17 protein-coding genes are annotated in these 20465 nt (G+C 40.8%); 4 read left to right on the top strand and 13 right to left on the bottom strand.

All coding sequences use genetic code 11. The annotated features are described in order from the left end of the window. Positions 1 to 26: 26 nt before the first annotated feature. On the top strand, positions 27 to 2396 hold the full coding sequence (locus AFM12_RS16000; protein ID WP_055150157.1) for an ABC transporter permease: 2370 nt from the start codon (positions 27 to 29) through the stop codon (positions 2394 to 2396). 77 nt (positions 2397 to 2473) lie between these two features. Next, positions 2474 to 2833 (top strand): hypothetical protein, encoded by a 360-nt coding sequence (locus tag AFM12_RS15995; RefSeq protein WP_055150155.1) that lies wholly within the window; start codon positions 2474 to 2476, stop codon positions 2831 to 2833. Positions 2834 to 2848: 15 nt separating this feature from the next. Here AFM12_RS15995 and AFM12_RS15990 read toward each other — a convergent pair whose 3' ends face one another. The 3 genes from AFM12_RS15990 to AFM12_RS15980 all read right to left on the bottom strand — a co-directional run bounded on the left by AFM12_RS15990 (position 2849) and on the right by AFM12_RS15980 (position 4392). Next, positions 2849 to 3397 carry a hypothetical protein gene (locus AFM12_RS15990; protein ID WP_131458411.1) on the bottom strand — a complete coding sequence of 183 codons (549 nt, stop codon included), beginning with the start codon at positions 3395 to 3397 and terminating at the stop codon, positions 2849 to 2851. 184 nt (positions 3398 to 3581) lie between these two features. Then, a complete protein-coding gene (locus AFM12_RS15985) occupies positions 3582 to 3818 on the bottom strand; it encodes a hypothetical protein (RefSeq protein WP_055150150.1) in 237 nt (78 codons plus the stop codon). Further along, positions 3787 to 4392, bottom strand: coding sequence for an RNA polymerase sigma factor (locus AFM12_RS15980; protein WP_055150148.1), 606 nt, complete (start codon positions 4390 to 4392; stop codon positions 3787 to 3789). Before AFM12_RS15980 ends, AFM12_RS15985 begins: the two co-directional genes overlap by 32 nt. Positions 4393 to 4756: 364 nt before the next feature. Here AFM12_RS15980 and AFM12_RS15975 point away from each other — a divergent pair, with 364 nt between their 5' ends. After that, on the top strand, positions 4757 to 6451 hold the full coding sequence (locus AFM12_RS15975; RefSeq protein ID WP_055150145.1) for a hypothetical protein: 1695 nt from the start codon (positions 4757 to 4759) through the stop codon (positions 6449 to 6451). Here AFM12_RS15975 and rimO read toward each other — a convergent pair. The 10 genes from rimO to AFM12_RS15925 all read right to left on the bottom strand — a co-directional run bounded on the left by rimO (position 6448) and on the right by AFM12_RS15925 (position 18953). Then, positions 6448 to 7758: a 30S ribosomal protein S12 methylthiotransferase RimO gene (gene rimO / locus AFM12_RS15970; protein ID WP_055150144.1), complete on the bottom strand. Its 1311-nt coding sequence runs from the start codon at positions 7756 to 7758 to the stop codon at positions 6448 to 6450. The two genes, AFM12_RS15975 and rimO, sit on opposite strands and share 4 nt — an antisense overlap. 47 nt (positions 7759 to 7805) lie before the next feature. Next, positions 7806 to 12593, bottom strand: a complete 4788-nt coding sequence (locus AFM12_RS15965; protein WP_055150141.1) for a hypothetical protein — start codon at positions 12591 to 12593, stop codon at positions 7806 to 7808. A 14-nt stretch (positions 12594 to 12607) separates the two neighbouring features. Beyond that, positions 12608 to 13435, bottom strand: coding sequence for a 50S ribosomal protein L11 methyltransferase (gene prmA, locus AFM12_RS15960; protein WP_055150138.1), 828 nt, complete (start codon positions 13433 to 13435; stop codon positions 12608 to 12610). A gap of 38 nt (positions 13436 to 13473) precedes the next feature. After that, positions 13474 to 14172 (bottom strand): YjjG family noncanonical pyrimidine nucleotidase, encoded by a 699-nt coding sequence (locus AFM12_RS15955; protein ID WP_055150135.1) that lies wholly within the window; start codon positions 14170 to 14172, stop codon positions 13474 to 13476. Position 14173: 1 nt separating this feature from the next. Next, the gene (locus tag AFM12_RS15950; protein WP_055150132.1) at positions 14174 to 14479 is read right to left on the bottom strand and encodes a (2Fe-2S) ferredoxin domain-containing protein; all 306 of its coding nucleotides are present in this window, start codon (positions 14477 to 14479) and stop codon (positions 14174 to 14176) included. A gap of 10 nt (positions 14480 to 14489) precedes the next feature. Beyond that, positions 14490 to 15239 carry a shikimate dehydrogenase family protein gene (locus AFM12_RS15945; RefSeq protein WP_055150129.1) on the bottom strand — a complete coding sequence of 250 codons (750 nt, stop codon included), beginning with the start codon at positions 15237 to 15239 and terminating at the stop codon, positions 14490 to 14492. Beyond that, positions 15232 to 15885 (bottom strand): VTT domain-containing protein, encoded by a 654-nt coding sequence (locus tag AFM12_RS15940; RefSeq protein WP_055150128.1) that lies wholly within the window; start codon positions 15883 to 15885, stop codon positions 15232 to 15234. The genes AFM12_RS15945 and AFM12_RS15940 overlap by 8 nt, the downstream gene beginning before the upstream one ends. 14 nt (positions 15886 to 15899) lie before the next feature. Further along, positions 15900 to 16724: a phosphosulfolactate synthase gene (locus AFM12_RS15935; protein ID WP_055150125.1), complete on the bottom strand. Its 825-nt coding sequence runs from the start codon at positions 16722 to 16724 to the stop codon at positions 15900 to 15902. A 253-nt stretch (positions 16725 to 16977) separates the two neighbouring features. Further along, positions 16978 to 18306 carry an MFS transporter gene (locus tag AFM12_RS15930; RefSeq protein WP_055150122.1) on the bottom strand — a complete coding sequence of 443 codons (1329 nt, stop codon included), beginning with the start codon at positions 18304 to 18306 and terminating at the stop codon, positions 16978 to 16980. After that, positions 18303 to 18953, bottom strand: a complete 651-nt coding sequence (locus AFM12_RS15925) for a nucleoside/nucleotide kinase family protein (RefSeq protein WP_055150120.1) — start codon at positions 18951 to 18953, stop codon at positions 18303 to 18305. Before AFM12_RS15925 ends, AFM12_RS15930 begins: the two co-directional genes overlap by 4 nt. A gap of 487 nt (positions 18954 to 19440) precedes the next feature. Here AFM12_RS15925 and AFM12_RS15915 point away from each other — a divergent pair, with 487 nt between their 5' ends. Continuing rightward, positions 19441 to 20463: a LacI family DNA-binding transcriptional regulator gene (locus tag AFM12_RS15915; RefSeq protein WP_055150113.1), complete on the top strand. Its 1023-nt coding sequence runs from the start codon at positions 19441 to 19443 to the stop codon at positions 20461 to 20463. Positions 20464 to 20465: the final 2 nt, after the last annotated feature.

The following is a 20465-nucleotide window of genomic DNA, read 5'->3' as shown; positions in this document are numbered from 1 at the left end:
ACCCAACATCAAGAAATAAAGAAACTATGCTGAAGAATTATATCAAAATCGCCTGGAGGAACTTATCAAAACATAAGCTATTCTCTTTTATCAATATTGTTGGTCTGGGAATAGCCATTCCTTTTGTTTTGCTGGCTTTAATTCAGCTGCAAAGTTCTTATGAATTTGACAATTTCCATCAGGATACAGACCGCCTGGTTCGGGTGATTACGGATGATATCTCAAAAGAGGGAATCGTAACATCTTGTGCTTCATCTCCTTATGCTTTGTCTGATAAACTTAAAAGTGAATTGTCAGGAGTAGAAAATGCCACTAAAGTGGTTCGTGACTTTGGCTGGGTACTTAGCAACAGGCTGAAAACACAAAATGTAAATACTATTTACACTGAGCCTCAATTCTTTGATATGTTCAACTTCCCGCTGGAGCAAGGAGCATATCCATCAGAACCCAATACCTTAGTGCTCAGCAATGAAATGGCTGACCGTTTTTTTGGTGATGCCAATCCAGTTGGTAAATCGCTCGAACATCAGGATCTTGGAAGCTTCAGAATTACGGGTGTACTTAAAGAGTACAAAACTAAAACTCAATTCAAGTCAGACGTCATGGTCTCAATGAGCACCTTTGATAAATTCAAAGCTGAGCAGTCTGAAGAAGAAAAGTGGTCAGTTTTGGATTCTCATACTTTTTTAAAAACTGTAGAAGGAACAGACCTAAAAAAGTTAAATATTGGTTTGGAGCAAATTGCTAATCAGGCCTCAAAATCTTTTCTGCTTAAAGTTGATAAGCAAATTGAGCTTTTTGCTCAGCCTTTTGATAGTATTTCTCCTGCCCGAACCATTCTTGAGAATAATCCATACGTTGAAGATTTTCGGGATATTCTATTCAATTTCAGCATCCCGTTAATGATTTTACTTCTGGCAGCTTTTAACTATGTCAATCTTACCCTAGCAAGATCATTGAGCAGGTCAAAAGAAGTTGGGGTTCGTAAAGTTATGGGAGCTGTGCGTTCTCAACTGATTGGTCAGTTTTTGAGCGAGGCGGTTATCATTTCTTTTTTCTCGTTACTTATTGGGCTTTTTCTGCTTTGGGTAGCCAAGAATAACCTTCATGTGGGCTGGATTACCTGGGAGGTAGATCATCCCTGGGCTATTATACTTTCTTTTGCCATGTTTACCCTTTTTCTTGGCCTTTTGGCCGGAATTTCTCCTGCTGCTATTCTCTCTCGTTTTCAACCGGCTAAGGTGCTGAAGGGAGAGCTATCTCCGGCTAGTTTTGGGAAAATTGGTTTCAGAAGAGTACTGATGGTCATTCAATTTACCGTAACCCTCGGTTTCGTTTTTGTCATCGGCCATCTCATTAATCAATTTGAGTATATGGCGACCGAAAACGAAAACTTTAATCGAAAGGGTATTTATAATTTGAGTTTAAAAGAGGGTACTAACGACTTTTTTCATTCCGAAATTTTATCAATGAATGAAGTTCAAAGGCTGGGTTATGTCTCGCAGGTATTTGGAAATATGCCTGCCAGAGTTGGTCTTGGGAGAGAACCAGATGCCGAAAAAAAGCAAAGTTTCTATTACGCCGCTGATGCCGCCTTTATCGATAATATGGAGTTGAACTTTCTGGCTGGTGAAAATCTGCCAAGCTCACAAAGAGATAGTAGCGGAGGTTTTGTAGTTATTAATGAGAAGGCCGTAGATGCCTTACTTTTAGGTAGTCCTGAAGAGGCTATTGGTCAACAGGTTTATCTGGAGACTGATCAACCGCTGATTATTTCAGGAGTGATCAAAAACTTCTGTCATTTTAACTATCAATACCAGATTTTGCCAGTGGTTTTTCAATATAATCCACAAGCTTTCCGGGTCGCTGCAATAAGAACCAACGAGATGGTTGATCAGGCCAATTTTGAAGATAAGCTGGACGCTGTTTGGAACAAAGAATACCCTTATGATGAAGCACATGGCAGCTGGCTTGCAGATGACCTCTATGAAAGGTATTACCCTGTGGAAGACATGAAAATTATGGGTATTACCAGTGTGATAATTTTTGTAATAGCTCTGATGGGTATGTTGGGCATGTTGATTTATACCACGGAGAAAAGAGTTAAAGAAATAGGAATCAGAAAGGTGATGGGTGCAGAAATTAGGCAAATAATTGTAATGTTCGCCTGGTCTTTTTTGAAGCTTCTTTTAGTTGCTTCAGCTATTGCAGTACCTTTTGGGGTGTTTTTTGGCCTTTTTATGAATGTTCAACTTTTTAAGTTCAATGGCGGCCTGAATTACGGTTACATGACTTTTATTCTGCTGACGGTTCTACTGATCGCTGGTGGTGCAGTGGGCTTTTTCTCGTACAAATCGGCTACTGTAAACCCGGTTAAATCACTTAGGAATGAGTGAGGTGGGTTGAATTGACTCTCAAAATACGGATGAAGACATATTTTTGATATCTTCGATTTGTACCAGTTTAATCCAAGATGAACCTGCCGGAGCTTACTAAGGGTAAGATAGATTCTTTTATTCAGAAAGAAGATTTACGAAAGAAACTAATCGCCCAAATTTCAAAGGATATGGAAATGTCTGGCTTTGATTTTTCTGAGCAGATAAAAGATTCTTACCAAGATTTACTTGAGCACTTGGAAAGGCTAATTACCCCTTTGTTTGAAAAGAGTAGCCCAAAACTATTTTCGCTACTTTACCGTGTTGATGTGTCAGAAAAAGAGATAGCTTTGGCAGGTCTTGAACTACCCGATTACAATCATCCCCGGATTCTCTCTCATGTAATTTTGAAGAGAGAGCTTAAAAAAGTGCTAATTAGAGAATATTATGTAAGCTAATATCTTCAATATTCATCAGGATACCGCCAACCTTCCTTCGTATGGAGGACTTAGCAGAGCCTCTTTAAGGTCATTGATGAAATTGGTAGTCAGATCACGCAGTCTGGAAGTTTTTTCCTCATGCTCATTCTCAAAAGAAATGGTCTTTACAGGTAGAGATGCTTTTTTTAATAATGGAATTGGATCAAAGCTCTCACGTTGATTGAACTGAAAGCTCATTCCTTCAGGAAGGTAGATTTCCTGAATGTTATTTGTTTTTAGAAATGCATTAAGAGCAAACCTGCTTTTCGAAGTAATCACTTCTGAATAAAAAGCCTTAATTCTTGGGCGAAATTTTTGTCTGAACAAATCTCTGGCGTTGATGAATCCAGAGGATTCATTCTCTTTAACGACACGCGTTTTATTATAAAAAAGAAGGCTGCTGACATTGTCTGGTGGATAGACACCATTAAGAAGCATAATTTCAAAATTATGATTAGGGTCTTGCTCCATAATCTTCTTCAAAAGAATCAGAGGCCTAACACTAAAATCGTTAGGTACGAGAATTTTCCTTGACTGTCTCATAAGCTTCTTTTTTATAGTAAGTTATGAACAGCATATTAGAACTCGTTAAGAGCCAGATTAAAAGGCTATTAAAAAATAGTGTTGAGATTAAAACGAGATTAGGAAGTGTAGGAATAACACTTTTGACCATAGCTGGCAGTGTTATGAAGTCTTTCTTAATGTCTGAAAAGAAAAAAGCCTGTGATTAAATCACAGGCTCATAATTTCTAGAAAACGCTAGTACGTTACTAATCGACTTTTCTGACGGAATCAGTTGGATTTTGTCCATTTCAGACTTCAGATTCAGGCAGTCCAGATAAAAATCAAGAAGCTCTTCGTCTTGGGTCAGTGATTCTTCAATCAGCAGGTTTTCGGTACTGCTGGTCTCGTTATAAACATAACGGATTACCTCATTGAACTTGGTTGTAAAGGTTTGTGTCATACGCATATACAGATTTACTCATCATTTTTCTTAAATTAATGAGAGCGTAACGCATACGACCCAACGCGGTATTAATACTCACCCCTGTAGCATCCGCGATTTCCTGGAAACTCATCTCTTCATAATGACGCATGATGAGTACCTCACGTTGCTGTTCCGGCAGTTGCTTAATTAAACCTCTTAAATGCTCATGAGACTCTTTCTTAATTTGACGAGTCTCTATTGAGTTCTCTGAGAAATTTAAAGTGTTAAACACACTGCTTCCGTCCTCAAAAACCACCTTTGGGTAGCGTTTTGCTCTACGGAAATGGTCGATGGCGAGATTATGAGCAATTCTCAGTATCCAGGGAAGAAACTTTCCTTCTTCGTTATACTTGCCATTTCTGAGTGTCTTTATAGCTTTGATGAAGGTATCCTGCATCAAGTCTTCTGCGATCTCCTGATCTTTGACAACCAAATAAATGGTGGTATAAATTTTTGATTTGTAACGCTCAACTAGCGTAGAGAAGGCTGATTCATCTCCACGGATGTACGCTGATACAAGCTCACTCTCGTTAACTCGAACTTTTTCCATTCTTACATGTCGTTTAGTTAACGTAGAGGTTTATGCCATATTGCGATCCGTTGGTTTAATTGATAAATCTTTTTTAGAAAGGCGAAATATAAGACAATGATCTTAACATTGTCAAAATATTGCCGGTAAATATTAGTTAACGGCAGGTTAATGCCTTGTGCTTTTTCAAACGAATCGGTACAAAATTCGTTCCATTTGGTCCGCTATTTGATTTTTTTTCAGAAAATTATCTCTTGAAGTTGCTTTGTCTAAACTCTTCAAGTTACACTTTTTGATCAGCTCAAATTATTTGGTAGATGTCGTGTATTGAATTACGGTATAGTTTTTGAATTATTTGAAATGATAACAGATGTGCAAGCTTCCTATGTATAGATTTTTTATTCATTTTGTCACCAGAGTTAGGCCCGTTTGGGCCCTCGCTTTTGTGTTTTTGGCTGTTTTGTCCGCTGAAGCACAGCGTGACGTCATCATCACACAGGCTGATGAAGAGATTCGATGCCGAATATTGGATGAAACTCCCACACGATTCATTTACGCCTACGTTGGTAAAAAAGGAAAAGTTTTAAGAAACGAGATTTTTAAGAATCTCGTAAAGGATTTTAAGTACAATAAATACGATTCTGATTTGGCGGTTATTGAAGATCGAAAAAGTGGTAGGTCTAAATCAAGAAAAGAATCTACACCGGCCAGTCTTGCTGAGGTAGTGAATCAATCTACAAATGAGGAGAAGTCTGATCTGCCCAAATCCGGGCAGGTTATGACTGACCCACCACTTGAGGTTAAAGAGACCATTACAAAAGAAAGCATTTCTTCAAACAAGAAACCGACGGCAGATACTGTAGAAAAGCTACAAGAATCTGAAAAGAAGACCACGAGTGAGGCTGTAGCACGAGTGGTCGAGAAAACACCTCCTGCGGAGAAAGAGGCGATTGCCAAAGAAATGCTTGTCGAGAATAAGAAGTCGGTGTCGGAACCGGAAGAACAACTGCCGGAGTCAGTTGAAAAACCGGAGGATGAAGCTGTAGCCAAAGTGGCCGAGAAACCAGTTCCCGCAGAGAAGGAGGCCGTTGCCAAAGAAAGTATTTCTGAGAATAATAAACCGATGTCGGAATCAGCACAGATACTGCCTGAGTCAAGTAAGAAATCAAAGGATAAGACTGTAGCCAAAGTTGCTGAGCAAACTCCTACGGCAGAAGAAGAGATTAAGCAGAAGAGTGAAAAGACGGAAGAAGTAACTGTTGGGAGATCGACTCAAAGTGACGCACCAATCAAAACCCGGGAAGAAGAAGTAGATGCAAAAATTGAGACGGAAAAGCCTCTGGAGATCATACCTCAAACGACAACTTTAACCGAGAAATCGGAAGTGGAAGAGAAGGCTGTTATCGAACCTGCTACCAATGAATTTAAAAACTATCTCAAATGGAGGGTAGGAGCCAAGGGAGGGATTGGTAATATCAGAGACAATAATTTCGTCGCCAATAATACGTTCGGCCTGTATCAGGAGAAACTAATGAAAGGTTGGACTTTCGGAGCTGATTTAGCCTTTTTTCCTATGGAGGGCTTTGGTTTTGGAGTAGTTTATACTGACTTTAAATCCTCAAATTCGGCCAGCAACATCAACTATATTAATCAAATGACGGGTGCAGAAGCTTCGGGGAGTATCTCTAATAATATCTCACGAAAGTTTATCGGTCCTGCTTTGTTTCTTAGAAAGAGTATTGACTACAAGACTTTTGTGGTGCTGGGCGGAGGTCCGGGAATGTACCTTTATTCAGATCAGGGAGATTATAACGGAGCCATGTTTGACTATCGGGGTAAACAGTGGGGAGCGGCGGCCACATTAGGTTTGGATTTCCTTTTGGGCAATGATATCATTGGTAGAGATATTATTCTCAGCCTTGAAGCTGGCTATAACTACGGTCGTCTAAATGAGCTTGATTTTGGCGATGGCTCGGGGCCAAACATCCTCAATAGCCCAATCGTTATGGATCGCCTTGATTTTTCGGTTGGGTTACGATTTATGCGTTTCCCTAAGTATTTGAAGAGTTCTGATAATTAAGAAATCACATCTCCGAAAAGGTCAAACTCTTCAGCACGATTAATTCTAACATTGGCAAAGTCGCCGAGGCGAACATATTGGCTCGCGGGAACTAAGACTTCATTGTCTACTTCCGGGGAATCATATTCCGTACGGCCAATGAAATAATCACCTTCTTTGCGGTCAAATAGTACCTTAAACGTATTGCCCACTTTCTTTTGATTAAGCTCAGAAGAAATACCTTGTTGGAGTTCCATGATCAGGTCGGTTCTTTCTTCTTTGATTTCAGAAGGAATATCGTCAGGCATACTATAAGAATGCGTATCTTCTTCATGAGAATACTGGAAAATACCAAGGCGATCAAAACGCATTTTCTCGACAAAGCGGTACATCTCCTCAAAATGATCTTCAGTTTCACCCGGGTGACCCGCAATAAGCGTGGTTCTCAGGGCGATGTCCGGTACTTTTTGACGAATGCTGTCTACCAGTTCTTCAGTTTTCTCCCGATTGATTCCTCGCCTCATTAGTTTAAGAATCTCCGAAGATCCATGCTGAAGCGGCATGTCCAAATAATTGCAGACATTCGGGCGGTTTTTAATCACCTCCAGAATATCCATCGGGAAACCGGCCGGGTAAGCGTATTGTAACCTGATCCAATCAATACCTTCAACATCAGCCAGTTTGTCAAGAAGCTCAGCAAGGTTTCTCTTTTTATAAATGTCAAGACCATAATAGGTTAAGTCCTGAGCGATAAGGATTAACTCTTTAGTGTCTTTTGCAGCCAGGTTTGACGCTTGAGTCACCAGTTGATCCATCGGGGTAGACACATGTTTTCCACGCATCAGCGGAATTGCACAGAATGAACATGGGCGATCACAGCCTTCAGCAATTTTCAGATAAGCGTAATGAGCCGGAGTGGTCAGCAGACGCTCGCCTACTAATTCTTTTTTATAATCAGCTTTGAGTGTTTTGAGAAGCCTTGGTAACTCGTTGGTGCCAAACCAGGCATCTACCTGAGGGATTTCTGGAGCCAGTTCGTCCTTAAAACGATGAGAAAGACAACCGGAAACATAAACTTTTTCGACAATACCTGCCTCCTTGGCATCTACATACCGGAGAATGGTATCAATCGACTCCTGCTTAGCATTATCAATGAAACCACAAGTATTGATAACTACCACATTAGAGTCATCGTTCTCAGATTCATGCTCTACTGAAACACCATTGCCCTTTAATTGAGTAAATAAAATCTCGGAGTCCACCACATTTTTGGAGCAACCCAACGTAACAATATTCACATGGGTTTTTCTGTTTCCTTTGGTCTTCATTTTCTGATGCTTTGCAATTCGAGGGGCAAAGGTCGGTAAAATAAACGTTAAAATCCGTCCTGTTCTACTTCCTCTTTCTGTTGAGGGGCAGTTTTTGAGTTCTCAGTTTGAGGAATTGCAACCGGAGCTACCTGACCTGGAGCACTGACGGGTGTTCTGGCTGGTTTTTCAAAGATTTCGGCGTCAACACCCAGATACGAAATCATGAATCGCTTTCTGAAATTCATTGCTTCGGCCATATCGGCATTGATGAGTTCAACCCCCTTTGCAGAGGCCTTGTCTTTTTCAGTCAGCATTTTATTAAACTCAAAATCTGAAGAAGCAATGCCCAGTTGACCTTCTTTAAAGGCAAAATAATACCATACGCTAGGAGAAACCTCAAGGAAGAAAGTAATCTCATCGCCTTTGTGCGGGTTTTTGATAATCTCAAAATAACCGGGTACCATGGCATTAATGTCGGTTTCTCCGATGTTCGAAATTCCGATTCTACCGGCATTATGGTAACTGTTGAAAACAGGATTCCATTTCAAATGAAGGTCGCTAAAGACAGCTGTTGCAAAGAATTTAGGCGAATGTTTAAAAAGTGGAACATGCCCTTTGTAATACTCTTCTTTATAATCTTCCGCTCCTTTAGGACCGGTAAACTGTGCAAGCTTAGCTAAGAACTCAGGGTTTTCAAAAGCAATGGCAGGATCGGAATTTCCTACGTCAAGGTTCGTTTTGACAATATTGTCTCCCATTTTAGCCAGTATCGGTGGCGGAACAGGGAAGTTATATTTTACAAGGGTATTAAAAGTATAGGTCAATGAATCCAGCTCCAGCTCAGCTTGACCCACTGTCTGCATATATTGGCTCAAATTGCTGTTTAGTAGATTAAACTCACCGTCAAGTTTAATCAAGCCCAGCTCATCATAAAGCTCGTAGCTATTTCCGGGTGAATTTCTCGGGTTTTCTTCTGTACCGAGAATGACAAATCTTTTATTCGGTTCGTCTCTTTTGAAAACTCCCCTGGCCAGAAATACATCCCGGTCGTCATTCTGACGTTTTGCCGACAAGAACGTTGGGTAGAGGCTCTCACTCGAAGCCGCCGGGTTCAGGTGTAAGCCTGCATAAAGTCTTTTTCCACCATCTTTTAGTGTTTCATCCACATTGATCTGAATTTCTTCAGACTTATTTCCCGAATAATTGATCCAGTTTTTGCCGAGTACAGGATACTGGTCTAAAACAGGAGTGACCTGCCCTTTGAGACTAAGATTTCGGAAAGGAGCCAGCATGGTTAGCTCACCTATGTAGAGCATTTTTGGCGATAAGAAAATGCTATCGGCTTCTGTAACTTTCGCCCGGGCTATAGTTGATAGCTGCCCCGAGCGTTTAGAACCCAAAATTTGCCCCTCCGGGGTAATCTCAGCGAATTCGAAACTCTGCATTTTGATATTGAAGGTATCGGAGCTCACATTGACAAATTGATAAGAAGCATCCCCCGAATAGCTGAGCTTTGAATTTATTGTAATGTTGGCGTTTGCCAAAGTGTGGTATTTATTGACGGTGTCTGCAATTACGGTAGCATTCGTAAATGGTAAAAGCTTCTCGCTTCGTACGGCTACTTCTCCATTTTCAGGGATAATAATGGCATCCACCGTTTTGATTCCGGGTACTCCGGAGATGTTCAGGGTATTAGCGGCAATATCATAGAGAGCCTCCTCTCCGTTAAATTCCAGTCCGTATTGAGATTCAGCGGTGGACGAGAAAAGAGAGGTCTCCACATCACCTTTCATGGAGATTTTACGGTCTTTAATATTCCAGGTAGCATTATCAATGGTGGTTTTATATGCGGCATACGGGAAGGCAATTGACGCATTCAGGGTGTCGTTGAAATCACTCTCTTCCGGTGAAATGTTTACAATTTGCCGATCTACATTAAAGTCAAGTTGTACTTTTTGACCCTTCAAAATCGGGCTGCCGGCATTAGCTTCTGACTTCACAATAAACTCCGAATTCTCAGCAAGGAAACCCGCCTTATTGAACTTAATGGCATCGGAATTGGCCTCAGAGTCCTTTCGGGTGAGTTTTCCCTGCCCGTAAAGTCCACTATTTCTTACTACAAGGTTTCCTGAAAGTTCGGTACTGGCTTGATAAAAGCTGAAAGTTTCATCAGAAGCTATTGACAGGCTATCCACTTCAGGTTTCCAAGTAGCTTCATATTCGTTGATTTTGACATCAGGGAAGTAAACATTCTGACCAAGGAAGGCCTCTTTTATGAGGGCCGACTTTCCGTTGAATGTAAGTTCGTCAGAGCCAAAGCGAGCTTTTTCGGCATTGGCCAGGGCAGCAAGGTGAGTTAGCTTTCCTTTTGAGGTCAGACCTTTCTTCGTCATTCTCAGGTTCTCTTCGAAATCAAACGAGGAGTTTGTGCCATAGAGCTTGTAGTTTCCCTTCGGTAGGTGATTAAACCCGATTGAGGTATCCGGCATTACGATCAAGGTCTCCTGAATGGGCCGGATGATTCCGCCTGAATTAAAAACGCCCTTATAGGCCATGTCAACACTGTTGAGGCTGTCATGGTCAATGCTTTCGATTTTAAAGAAAACGTCTTCCGGGTAAGTGAATTCGCGTCTTAAGGAATCATCAAAACGAACAATAGCTCCTTCTTCAATGACCAGACGAGGATATTGAGGAAGCTTTCTACGACCTGATTTATTATCCGGGGCATTCAGGTAGAGTATCCCTGATTTTCCGTAAACCACCTGACCGCCGATGTTACTGATATGACCGCTATTATAAACCTTGACCGGAGTGAAGGTAATAGAATCGATTCTATTTAGATTGACCAAAAAACGCTCATAATCCACCTCAAAATCTCCAAAGAAACGATAATTTTTTACACTGATTTCACCTGCAAACTTGAAAGACTTGCTGCCCTCCATTTTAAGGGATTTGTCTTTGGGAAGAAATCGGATTCCCAGGGAATCTGAAAGCCTGAACTCAGAAGTGCCTCCGATATCAAGGGCGTTGGAGTTTAGGTCAATACTGGCGTTATTCTGACCTTCTTCAGAATAAGACTGGAAAACCAGGTCGTCGTAATCACCCCGACCGATAGATGATTTAAAGTAATGAAGGCCTTTTCTGCTTAAACTGTACGAGTCTGAGTGAGGGTCATAATCTAAAAAGCCCATTTGAGTGGCAATGATTACCCCGTCTTTGATTCGCCGCGGGGAAAGCTGAATTTTATCTTCAATCTCAAAAAGGGTGAAGCGATTTACTTTTTTTCGGTAAACGTAATTTCCCAGAAAAACCAGTGGATTCCAGCCGGCAATATTACTTAACTCACGTAAATGAGCCTGATTATAATAATTGAAACCCTGAAAAATGGCGGGGACCTCTTCTTTGCCGGCAATGATATAGAAATCCATTTTATTAGTTTTCAAATCCCACTTCATGGCGTCAGATCGGATGTCCATCTCATGAAAAGTATCTGAATACATGGTATTTCTGAACCCGCCCCTGAAAACTTTATAGAGGTTCAAAAACTTATTCTCAATATCGTATCGTAAACGTACTGCCGGGTGATAAATAGAGTCTTCACGGATATAGCTGGTAAAACTTATCTGATCTGAGGTAATCAGAGAGTCAGTGAACTCTATTCTTCTTCCTTCCACTTTGAATGAATTGGGCAGACCCTTGTTCACAAAAAGTGTTGAAATATTATGATAAAGCGAGCTGGAAAAGTGGCGGTTACCGATCAACGAAAATCCACCCTTATAACTAAGGCTAGCCTCAAGATTCTTAAACTGAGCATTGTTTTCATAAGACTTGAACCTTGGATAAGTAATGGCTTCTCCGGTTCTTCTGTTTTCTCCTCTGAATTCAAAAACACCTTCAACGGTGTCAGCGAGGTAAGAGGGGTATTCAAAAACTACCTTTTCGGCCTTGAGGTAAGGTTTTGAGATATTGAAAGTGTATTCAGAAAAATTAACTTTTGCCTCGGGTATATTGACCATTGACCAGTCAAAACTTCCTTTTTCGCCCACGAAATTATTCGCCATTAAATCCACCGCACCGGTAGTATTCTGAAAAATGGCCGAATCTGAAGGGCTCACCATCACCAGATCAACATTCTCAAGATAAAGCACTAAACCCTTGATTTTGGGAAGCGGAATAAGCCTGTAAAACTCATCAGGGTCAATAGACAGCGAGGGATCATCCCATGGATCATATTCTTCCTCCTTATCCCAATCGTCAAACAGGCCGAAGTCTTCCTCAGGGCTTGATTTTTGTGTGCTCTGAGGAATTTCTTCTTTGAGATAGTCTTGTTCCTGATCAAAATAGCCTAGCCTAAACTGACCTCCGAAAGCATAGAGTTTATTGAATTTAGCCTCATAAACGATTCTGTCTGTCAGGAAACCGGTGAGTTGTTTCACAATTTCTGTTACCCGGTTTTTTGGCTGATCTGCTGACAATTTTGTGAAATACGAAAGGAGGTCTGCACGTGCCTGAGCATCAAAATATTCAGGATTGAAAGCATTATTGAGAAAAACCAGGAGGTAGTAATACTCCGGCATTTTGTGGTTTCTGCCGGCCATTGTTTGGCATAGCTGAATAAACTGTTGCCGCTCGGCCGGGCTCATTTCATTTTCAAAATGAGGCTTAAATTGACTAAATTCAGCAATGGAGGTTTCGTTCTTTGCATCAGTAAAAACCTTTTCAAAACTTTCAAGAAATGTTTCAGGACTGTTTTCAAGTCTGATCACCTGAGCATTAACCAGAAAAGAGCTGATTAAAAGCCCAAAAATTAGGATGAAATTGCGAAGTAGTCTTTTTCCTGTTTGAAAAGGCATTTATGCGAATATTCTTACTGCTTGGTATAAACGACTGCAGCCCAGTCCTTCTTACTTATAAGTTTCACTTTTTTGAGACTGTAATTATTACACTCTGCTTCAATATCCGGACCGTCTTTTTCATAAAAGCCGCTGAGCATCAGAATTCCTCCTTTTTTTAGGAAGGTGGAGTAAATGCTCAATTCCTCTAAAAGGATATTTCGGTTGATATTGGCGATGACGATATCATACTCCTCTTTTGTTTCGTCTTTGATAGTACCTTGGCCAACGGAAATGTTGTAACAATTATTAAGTTCTATGTTCTCAAGTGTGTTTTCTACTGACCACTCGTCAATGTCAAAAGCTCTGATTGAACCTGCACCCAGTTTTTCAGCAAGAATGGCCAGAATACCAGTTCCGGTACCTACATCAAGGACTTTCTTTTTCTGATGATCTACTTCCAGCTGAAGCTGCATCACCTGAGCAGTGGTTTCGTGGTGGCCCGTGCCAAAGGACATTTTTGGAGTAATGATAATCTCGTACGGAACACCCTCTTTAGCTTCATGAAAGGTGGCTCTCACTCTTATTTGGTCGTTGACTTCAATCGGATCAAAACTTTTCTCCCATTCGGCGTTCCAGTTTTGCTTTTCAATACCTTTTATAGAATAGAAGAGAGAAGTTTTAGTGGAATAGTCTTCCATTAAAAGTTTGAAAGCCTGATCGTCAAAAAGCTCCTCGGTGATATAGGCTTGCAAACCGTTATCGTTTTCCAGAAAGGTGTCAAAGCCAATTTCTGCCAGCTCTGCTATCAAAATTTCTGCAAAGTCGGCATTGACTTCTATAGTTGCTTCAAAGTAGTTCATTGATTTCTTTAGAAAAGATAAAGATAGTCACGACCGGCTTACAAATAATGAAGTAGCTCAGTCAATTGCTTTATTTTCGGGACACCCGGTTTGGCTTTGTGACGATCGTATTCATCAAAATGAATAGCATTCATGCCGGCTTTTTCAGCTCCATCAATGTCGGCATCCAGACTGTCGCCGATCATCAGGGCATCCTCTTTTTTAGCTTTGGCAGTGGTAATCGCAAAATCAAAAATGGCCCTATCGGGTTTTCGGGCACCCGCCCTGTCATTGGTGATGATTTCGCCGAAATAGTGATCAATTCCACTATTTTTTAACTTTTTGAGTTGGATTTCATGGTAACCATTGCTCAAAATATGAAGGTGATAATTATTTTTCAATTGATCCAGGACCTCAACGCAGTTTTCAATTAAGCCTTTTTTATTCGGTAAAAGATCAAGAAAATGCTGGTTGTACTCTTCTGATTGGGTCAAATCACTTTCGGCTCCGAGCTGGTCTAAGGTCATCTTGAAACGCTGAAGACGAATGGTATCATGAGTAATTTTATTTTGTTCCAGTTGGGTCCAAAGTTCACGGTTTATTTGAGAGAAACAGTTGAAGAAAGTTTCAAACTCTAAACCGAAATTGTGAAAAGAGTGGTGTTCAAAAATCTCAAGAAGACACTCTTTAGCATTAGTTTCAAAATCCCAAAGAGTGTGATCCAGATCAAAAAAGAGATGTTTTTTGTGTTTGAACAAATCAGAAATCGAGTTTTAGACGATCAACGGGCTTGTCATTAATCAAATGCTCGTTTACAATCTCCTCAACATCTTCAGGTGTAACTTTTCCGTAGAAAATACCCTCAGGATAAACCACTACCGAAGGTCCGAAAGCACAGGTATCCAGACAGCCGGCTCGCTGAGCTCTGATTTCTTTTTGTAAACCTTTCTCAGTCAGACTTGCTTTGAAGGCCTCGACGAGCTCCATACCTTTCTCACTGCCGCAGCATTTCTTTGGAGCTGGCTTATCGTTAGTACAGATGAAAACGTGCTTTTTATATTTCATAGTTTTTTATTTAAGACTGCCAGATTTCCCAGGATTTTTCGGCCTGATAAACCAGCATATCGTATCCGTTTTTTACGTTGGCATTTTGCTCAATTCCTTTTTTCATGAATTGAGTTTCAGCCGGATTATACACCAGATCAAACAAGTAATGCTCGCTGGTTAGTTTCTCATAGGCCAAATCTGGAGAGGCATCTGTTTTCGGGTAAGTGCCCAAAGGCGTGCAATTGACAATCAGCAGGTGGTCTTCAATCGCCGATTTTGCCTGATCGTAATCAATTGCTTTCTCTGAAGCTTTTCTGCTAACCAATTGAATTTGAACGCTGAGATCTTTCAGAGCGGCGACAACAGCTTTTGCAGCACCACCGTTTCCTAAAACCAGAGCTTTTAAGCCTTGCGGAACGCTTCCCATAAACTCGATCAATGAACGCTGAAAACCGTAAAAATCAGAATTGTAACCAATGAGTTTTGTGCCTTCTCTTTTTACCACATTCACTGCACCCACATTGCTCGCAGAATGATCAAGTTCGTCGAGAAATTGAAAAACGCTTTGTTTGTGAGGGATAGTGATATTAATACCTCTTAGATTTGGGTACTTCTCAAAAAGCTCAGGAAATTCAGCGGCATCTTCCATCTCAAAAAGCTCATAACGGTGCTCGGCAGAAATGCCCATTTTCTCAAACTTTTCGGTGAAGTACTTCTTCGAAAAAGAATGCGTGAGGGGGTAGCCGATCAGTCCATACAAGTTTTTTGTCTCAGGCATTACGTTTGGGTAGAAGTTTAGCTCTGATTAGACCTATGATCATAGGGGCGATACTGACGAACACGATACCAAGAACCACCTTCTCAAAGTTCGCTTTGACAAACTCGTTGTTGCCAAGGAAGTAACCTAAGAGGGTAATTGAGGTTACCCAAAGCACGGCTCCTAAAACACAGAAAGTAATGTACTTTCCGTATTTCATGCTTCCTGCACCGGCCACAAAAGGAGCAATAGTTCGGATAATAGGCATGAAACGGGCAAGAATTACGGCCTTGCCGCCATGTTTTTCGTAAAATTCCTCAGTTTGAGTGATGTACTCTCGCTTAAGGAAAAGTATTTTCTCTTTTGACTTGATAAATGCACTGAATTTTCTGCCAACAAAATAGTTGACATTATCACCCATTAAGGCGGCCAATATCAGGAGAGGGATAATGATTTTAACATCAAGTTGACCTGTGGTAGATGCCAGAAGGCCTGTTGCGAAAAGCAATGAATCGCCTGGCAATAAAGGCATAACGATGAAGCCTGTCTCCACAAAAATCACCATGAAAAGGATGGCGTAGGTGAGGGTGTCATATTCATTAAGAAAACCCTGTAGCATGGCTAGAGGGTCTTTCAAAAAGTCAAGAAGGAAATGTATAATTTCCATATTTGTTTTATCGATTAGTCATCCTGACGAATTCTGTCGTCCTGATAATACTTGCCTAATTTGTATTTTTTCTTGATGTCGTCGGGTAAAAAAGTAGAGAAAGTATCCCCTCTTAGACCTAGTCTGATCGTTTCTAACGGTATTAATTCGTTTGGTGCGATGTTTCCAAGGTTAACGTTTGAACCAACCAGTTTGACAAAATAAACCTGTTGGCCTTTTTGAGGAGCTTCCCAGATAATATTCTCAGGAGAAATGGCGTGGATAATTTCATCCACAAGTCCCTGACGTACTTCGCCGCTGCTTCTGTAAAGACCGATGTTTCCACCTTCTCTGGCTTCACCAATGACTTTCCAGGCTCCGGCGTCAAGCTCGGCCTGCATCATTTCTATCCATTTATATGGAGCAAAAATCTTCTCGGCGTCTTTAGAACCTACTTCTGAAAGTACTTTTACATGTTTAGCCAATCTACTGATGTACTCACACTTTTCATCATGTGGTAAGGTGATGGAGCCATCAGAAACTTCGGCGTGCTCCAGGCCAAACTTGTCAAGTACACGAAGGTAGTCTTCAAACTGGCCTCTTACAGTGAAGGCCTCAAAGAGCGTTCCGCCAAAATAAACCGGGATGCCGGCGTCTTTATATACTTTGATTTTATCCTGAATGTTGGGAGTCACAAAAGAAGTGGCCCAGCCAAATTTCACAATGTCCATATAATCGGACGAAGTGGTGAGGAGGTCTTCAATTTCACGAACACTAAGGCCTTTATCCATGACCATGGTAAGGCCGGCTTCGCGAGGTTTAAGGGTACGCTCCGGCACCAAATCTAAGTCGTAATTCATGTAATATTATTGATTACGGGGTTTTAGAAAGAAGTGCCAAAAATAGGAATTTTTTAAGATCACAACAATTTACCGGCTTATGATTCTTAATAGTTATTCAATAATCCAAACTGATAGAAAAATAGGATAAGACTTTACCAGGCGATAATTCTGAAGATGCCGAAGAAATAGACTCATTTTCGATTTCAAAAACGAATGCGTTTTGAAGCAGAAACACTTCCGAGCCCAAAGGTGAATTGGCATTGCTTAAAACTTAGTGTCCCATTGGCGGACTTACGAATTCACTTGAGATTGGTTTTGAAGGTTTGATGAATAGAACGCCAAGTGCCGCCACAACGAGTAATGCTCCTGCAAAAGTGATAGCATTTCGGGGATCATTACCGAGGAAATTCTTCAAAACATAACCAAAAGTGAGAGTTTGTAGAATCATTGGAATAACGATCATCATGTTGATGATACCCATATATACCCCATACCTTTCTTTTGGAATATCGTTTACCACCATCAGGTAAGGGATGCCCATCATGCTTGCCCAGCCAATTCCAAAACCGGTGATGGCTACAAAAAGGAGGTATTTGTTTTCAATCTGCGGAAAAGCCAGAAATCCTGCAGCTGCCAGAATAAGACAGAATAAATGAACATACTTCGGCCCGATTTTTCTTGCAAACCAAACCAGCCCAAAGGCGGAGAGGAAAGTGATAATATTATACCAGCCGTTGACAAGGCCTGTCCACCCAACAGCTTCTTCATAAAGTTTTGGGTTCTCCAGCGGGGTAGCGTCCCAAACAGACAGAGCTATACTTTTTGATGAGTTCTGCCAATAACAAAACAAGGCATACCATTGAAACAGATAAACCAATGCCAGAAGCCACATTACTTTAGGCATATCGCTAATGGCTCCCAAAATTTCTTTGAACGGGGCAAATAATCCTCCTTCAGCATTTCTGATTTTTTCAAGCTCTTCTGGTGTTGGGGGGATTTCAGGTGTAGTTCTAACACTCCACCAAATGGATCCGATACTACAAATCGCTCCCAAAAAGAATGAAGCGTAGACCCAATTTGGCAATGAGCCGGTTCTTCCAATAATCAACAAAGGAAAAATGAAAAGGGAAAGATTGGCGAGTGTCTGACCAAAACCCGTGAAAAAACTTTGAGCCTGAAAGCCTGTTGGTTGCTGCTCTGCGTCCAGGGTATCCGCAATAAAAGCTCTGTAGGGCTCCATTGCAGTGTTATTGCCGGCATCGAGAATCCACAGAAGGCCCGCGGCCATCCAAAGGCTTGAGCTAAATGGATACACCAGCAACGCAAAGCTGCACATGAGGGCACCAATAAGAAAAAACGGCTTTCTTCGTCCCCACCTTGGCGACCATGTTTTGTCACTTAAAGCTCCGATGATGGGCTGAACTAAAAGGCCGGTCATCGGACCGGCGAGGTTTAAAATAGGGATATCTTCAGGTGATGCACCGAGCATATCATAGATCGGATTGACCGCACTTTGCTGTAGACCGAAGCTATATTGAATCCCAAAGAATCCAACATTCATATTGATAATTTGCCAAAAGGAGAGCTTCGGTTTTCTCATAGTTTTCTTTGTTTTTCAAAGGGTCTGAAGTTTTCATCAATCACAATGTCAGCAATATCTTCATATTGACTTATAATCTGATGTTCAATTTCTAAAACACTTTCTATAAACGGGTCAAAACCTTCCCTTCCTCTGGCCATTCGATCCTTTAAAGTGTCATTATAACTTCGGGTCAGAAAAACCCTTTTATCCAGGTTTTTAATTTCCAACGTGTAAGTGCCTTCCACCAGCAAGACTTGCGTTTTAGAGAAGTCAAGAGTCTTACTTATAAACCGGTTGCCGTGAAAATCCGAAACGGGGCCCTCTGTTTTCTCATGTCCTATGAAGGCATCTACATGGGCAGCTAAAAGCTCCAGATTAACCTCATGCGGACCCACGTTATCAAGAGTCTTAAGTCTGTTTTGATGATTGTCGGCGGCTGGCAGATGAAAGTAATCATCCATGTGAAGCACCGTATTTTGGATACCAAGGTCTTTGAGATATTCAGAAAGGCAAACTGCGGTAACCGATTTTCCACTGCCAGATTCTCCCCCGATACCAATCACCAGTTGGCCGGGTTTATCTTTCTCCAGTTTAATGCCCAATAATTCAATGAGCCTCTTACTGAGCTCGTAGTAGTCAGATTTAATGTGTATTTCTTCTTTCATGACGCTACATTCCTAAAAATAATCTCTTGAAGATACCAGATGTTCGATACAATTATTGCTTCTGATTTTAAAAGTGGTATTCCGAAAACCTTTGATGGTTCAAAGGTTTCGGAATTTAAAAAAGGGGGTTTATCTCGGGTTAAAATATTTAATACAGTCTTGGAAGTCGATTCGAAATTTTTGGTCAACAACTCGACTTACTTTTCAAACAGGAAAAAAATCTGCAGGAACCCCCGCAGATTTTTAATTCGTTAAACCATTTCGTCTTGGAAAGTCATTCAAAAGGAACGGGTTATCAACCTTTTCCCGAACCTTCACTAACTTTACATAATCAAAGTAAATCTTACTTTATTATAATTGAAAATTTTATCAACTTGAAATCGATTGTGCAATCGTTTTCGGTGGGTAAGTTTTATTATTAAGGGTGAAATAGACTCTGAAAAGAAAGGAAAGAGTACCTTAAGACCGAATTCTGTAGACCAAACTTATGAAAAAAATAACCCTCAAAGAACTGGCAGAAGTCCTGAATATGTCAGTTTCCACAGTCTCCAGAGCTCTGTCAGATCACCCTGATATCAGTGAGGGCACCAAAAAGAAGGTGAAGGAGGCCAGCGTTCTTTATAATTATACTCCTAATCTAAGAGCCCGTTATCTTAGAACCAAAAGTTCTGGTTTAGTAGCCCTTATCTTGCCGGAATATAATATGTTCTTTATCCCGGCCTTGATGAAGGCTATTTCTGATGTGGTAAATGAGCAAAACTATTCGCTGCTAATTTTTCAATCAGATGACTCCTATGAAAAAGAGCTTGATATTATTGAATACTGTAATCAAATATCAGTTGACGGCATATTACTATCCATAGGCACGGGGTTTGATCATAAAAAAGATCTTATGGAGCTATCTACAGGAGGTGCACCTATTGTTCTGCTAGATAGAGTATGGCCTAATGAGCGAATCAGCCATGTAAGTATAGAAGGTGAAAAAATAAGTGAAAGGGCAGTCAAATATCTCTCAGATATGGGTCATCAGCATATTATTGGTGTTTTTGGTAGTATGGATCTCACAATTACAAAAACCCGCCATAAAGGCTTTCTGGATGGCTTGAAAGATTTTGATCAAAAGGTGAAAGGGAAGGCTTTGATCATTGAAGCAGATGATGATGTGGAAAATGTTTTGAGTAAAATACTGAAGGAAAACCCTGAAACTACTGCTCTCTACCTCATGTCTGATGAAGTGGCCATGAAAGTCTACTATTTTCTGAATAAAAATGGTTACCGTATACCTGAAGACATTTCAGTTTTAAGCATTTCTGATGGTACTTTGCCATTTTTAATACACCCAAAAATCACACATTTTTATCATTCTCCTACCGAAATTGGCCGTAGGGCTGCCACTATTTTGTTCGAACAAATGAAATCAAATGAACCTTCTGTTCAGGATGTTCGTATCGAATGTGAATTAGTGGAGCTGGACTCGGTCAAAAATTTGAAAGAGGCAGCTAAAGGTTAAAA

The sequence above is a fragment of the Jiulongibacter sediminis genome (genome assembly GCF_001306455.1).
GTDB lineage: Bacteria > Bacteroidota > Bacteroidia > Cytophagales > Spirosomataceae > Jiulongibacter > Jiulongibacter sediminis.
This window is presented reverse-complemented; position numbering and strand designations above follow the sequence as displayed.

What these genes read in the sequence shown, in the direction of transcription:
- AFM12_RS16000 (WP_055150157.1), top strand. Translation starts at nt 27, where the DNA reads ATGCTGAAGAATTATATCAAAATCGCCTGGAGGAACTTATCAAAACAT.
- AFM12_RS15995 (WP_055150155.1), top strand. Translation starts at nt 2,474, where the DNA reads ATGAACCTGCCGGAGCTTACTAAGGGTAAGATAGATTCTTTTATTCAG.
- AFM12_RS15990 (WP_131458411.1), bottom strand. Translation starts at nt 3,397, where the DNA reads ATGAGACAGTCAAGGAAAATTCTCGTACCTAACGATTTTAGTGTTAGG.
- AFM12_RS15985 (WP_055150150.1), bottom strand. Translation starts at nt 3,818, where the DNA reads ATGACACAAACCTTTACAACCAAGTTCAATGAGGTAATCCGTTATGTT.
- AFM12_RS15980 (WP_055150148.1), bottom strand. Translation starts at nt 4,392, where the DNA reads ATGGAAAAAGTTCGAGTTAACGAGAGTGAGCTTGTATCAGCGTACATC.
- AFM12_RS15975 (WP_055150145.1), top strand. Translation starts at nt 4,757, where the DNA reads ATGTATAGATTTTTTATTCATTTTGTCACCAGAGTTAGGCCCGTTTGG.
- rimO (WP_055150144.1), bottom strand. Translation starts at nt 7,758, where the DNA reads ATGAAGACCAAAGGAAACAGAAAAACCCATGTGAATATTGTTACGTTG.
- AFM12_RS15965 (WP_055150141.1), bottom strand. Translation starts at nt 12,593, where the DNA reads ATGCCTTTTCAAACAGGAAAAAGACTACTTCGCAATTTCATCCTAATT.
- prmA (WP_055150138.1), bottom strand. Translation starts at nt 13,435, where the DNA reads ATGAACTACTTTGAAGCAACTATAGAAGTCAATGCCGACTTTGCAGAA.
- AFM12_RS15950 (WP_055150132.1), bottom strand. Translation starts at nt 14,479, where the DNA reads ATGAAATATAAAAAGCACGTTTTCATCTGTACTAACGATAAGCCAGCT.
- AFM12_RS15945 (WP_055150129.1), bottom strand. Translation starts at nt 15,239, where the DNA reads ATGCCTGAGACAAAAAACTTGTATGGACTGATCGGCTACCCCCTCACG.
- AFM12_RS15940 (WP_055150128.1), bottom strand. Translation starts at nt 15,885, where the DNA reads ATGGAAATTATACATTTCCTTCTTGACTTTTTGAAAGACCCTCTAGCC.
- AFM12_RS15935 (WP_055150125.1), bottom strand. Translation starts at nt 16,724, where the DNA reads ATGAATTACGACTTAGATTTGGTGCCGGAGCGTACCCTTAAACCTCGC.
- AFM12_RS15930 (WP_055150122.1), bottom strand. Translation starts at nt 18,306, where the DNA reads ATGAGAAAACCGAAGCTCTCCTTTTGGCAAATTATCAATATGAATGTT.
- AFM12_RS15925 (WP_055150120.1), bottom strand. Translation starts at nt 18,953, where the DNA reads ATGAAAGAAGAAATACACATTAAATCTGACTACTACGAGCTCAGTAAG.
- AFM12_RS15915 (WP_055150113.1), top strand. Translation starts at nt 19,441, where the DNA reads ATGAAAAAAATAACCCTCAAAGAACTGGCAGAAGTCCTGAATATGTCA.